The sequence below is a fragment of the Xanthomarina sp. genome (genome assembly GCF_035306605.1).
Lineage (GTDB): Bacteria > Bacteroidota > Bacteroidia > Flavobacteriales > Flavobacteriaceae > Xanthomarina.
Genome location: NZ_DATGNR010000068.1, coordinates 1 through 2,381 on the forward strand (window position 1 = coordinate 1; position 2,381 = coordinate 2,381).

Sequence of the window (2,381 nt, forward strand, 5' to 3'; positions counted from 1 at the left end):
AAACAGAATTGGAAACCATCTTAAAAGAAGTGATTCCTGCTGAAAAATTCTCAGTGCAATTAGAAACTATGGATAGTGATGCTACTCCATTTATGATTACGCAACCAGAATTTATGCGTAGAATGAAAGAAATGCAACAAACAGGAGGTGGCATGTTTGGCTTTGGTAATATGCCAGATATGTACAACTTGGTTGTAAACACAAATTCTGATTTAGTAGGTGAAATTTTAGCGACTAAAACTAAAAAGAAACAAGAACGTTTAATTACACAAAGTTTGGACTTAGCCAGATTGTCTCAAGGACTTTTAAAAGGTGAAGAACTAACTAACTTTATTAAACGTAGTTACGAAATGATTAAGTAGTTCTTTTTAATTAGTTATAAGTACAAAACCACCTTGCAAAACAAGGTGGTTTTTTTATCAATAATATTTGGTTGGTGTTCTTTAGTCGCCACTCAGCTCTTTATTGTATTCCCAAATTTCATCAAAGGCATCTTTAAATAGATTGTCTCGGGTATCAATTAAGTTTTGAAGGCTATTTTCTCCGTTTATTTTCTCGTAGGCATCCTTAAAACTAGGGCCCTGTACATCAAATTCGGTCCAAGACTTATTAAAATTAACAGAAGCCACATGTCGACCAAGATCTCCTTGTATAAATTCATTATAATATAAACCCCAAGGATTTTCTCCTGGCATGGATTTTATAGTTTCACTTACTTTCTTAAAAAAATCCTTCATTAAATACTGACTATCATCATTAAGCTCCATAAATCTTACGTACAAAATTGGATAATTAGTATCTTCTTCAACAAGCATTTTCGTATTAGACAAATCATCATCTTGAATCCAATATTCTAAAGTTTGAATTTGTTTTATATAAGGCATCACTTGGTCTCTCCAATGAATATCATGCGCTCCTGTGGGTCTAGAATGATTGTGTTTAAACATCATTGGCCCCATTTGCCAGATCATATTTCCTGAATTTGGACCAGTAGATATGTTGTAAACAGTAGCTTTATAAGGACCTGTATTATGGTATAATGCGTTGTGTTTTTTCATATTCTCCCCCAACACCTTAAGGTTGGTATAATCAGGAGTAAACATTAGAGTTTCCCACATGGTATAATCTTCCTTGTCTTGTGCATTTATTTGTAACGAAATTCCCAAGACCATTACGAGCATCATAATTGATGCGATACATTTTTTTAACATAATTATTACAATTTAATTGATTAACAGCTGTATTTGCAGCGATTGCAAATGTGTTTTTTTAAAATAAAATATCTGAACTTTTATAATAAATGGTGATATTTTAAAACCATTTAAGATGACATGTCAGATTTGAAGACAGCTAAAGGTACTCCATTAAAAACCCTTAAATCAGTAGATTAGTACGAACCCCATCATCCATTGTCCGAAAGCAAGGATTTACTTATCGGCTTAAAATTGAAGGACGAAAAAAACATACAGCTGATTTACTTCTAGAAATTTAAATGAAGTCTTCTTCAATTATTGAAAATATTCTTATCACAAATTATTTGCTTTAAAATTCCTCTATCTTTGTAGTAAATATATCAGCATGTCATTTAAAGACTTACAACTTATCGATCCTCTTTTAACAGCTATTGAAGAACAAGGCTATAAAACACCTACAATAGTTCAAAAAAAAACCATCCCTTTTGTTTTGGCTAAAAAAGATGTTATTACTTCAGCCCAAACCGGGACTGGAAAAACAGCAGCTTTTGCTTTGCCAATTTTACAAATGCTTTTTAACAACCAAGATCCGCTAAAAAGAGGGAGAAGCATAAAGGCCTTGATAGTAAGTCCTACTAGAGAATTAGCCTTACAAATTGGGAATAACTTTAAAGCTTATGGGCGACACACCAAATTACTTACAACAGTAATTTTTGGAGGAACACCTCTAGAACCACAAATAGACGTACTTACTAAAGGGGTTGATGTTTTGGTAGCCACTCCTGGGCGATTAATCGATTTAGAAAAACAAGGCGTAATTAATTTAGATCAAGTTGAGATTCTAGTTTTAGATGAAGCAGATTTAATGCTAGACATGGGTTTTATAGACGATGTTAAACATATTGAAAGCTTATGCCCGAAGCAAAAACAAATTTTATTGTTTTCTGCTACCATGCCTTTTAAAGTAGAACAGTTGGCAAAAACCATCTTGAACAATCCGGAACGCATTGAAATTTCACCAGATTTATTTGCCGCCAATACCATTGGACAAGTGTTGTACTATGTACCCAAGCGCAACAAAATAGAATTGTGTTTGCATTTATTAAGAAACGAGATAAAAGGCAGTATTTTAATTTTTAGACGTACCAAATTTGGAGTTGATAAATTGGAACAAACCCTAATAAAAAA

The 2,381-nt window shown here is 32.8% G+C and carries 2 protein-coding genes and 1 pseudogene; 2 read left to right on the top strand and 1 reads right to left on the bottom strand.

Annotation, left to right across the window (positions count from 1 at the left end):
* A pseudogene (locus tag VKY41_RS09735) lies at window positions 1–362 on the top strand (molecular chaperone HtpG); the annotation flags it as partial.
* A gap of 81 nt (window positions 363–443) precedes the next feature.
* Here the strand turns inward: VKY41_RS09735 and VKY41_RS09740 are convergent.
* Window positions 444–1,184, bottom strand: coding sequence for a hypothetical protein (locus VKY41_RS09740; protein ID WP_500814259.1), 741 nt, complete (start codon window positions 1,182–1,184; stop codon window positions 444–446).
* A gap of 394 nt (window positions 1,185–1,578) precedes the next feature.
* On the opposite strand from VKY41_RS09740, the gene VKY41_RS09745 reads away from it, so the two are divergent.
* On the top strand, window positions 1,579–2,381 hold an 803-nt coding region (locus tag VKY41_RS09745), incomplete at its 3' end, for a DEAD/DEAH box helicase (RefSeq protein ID WP_500814260.1).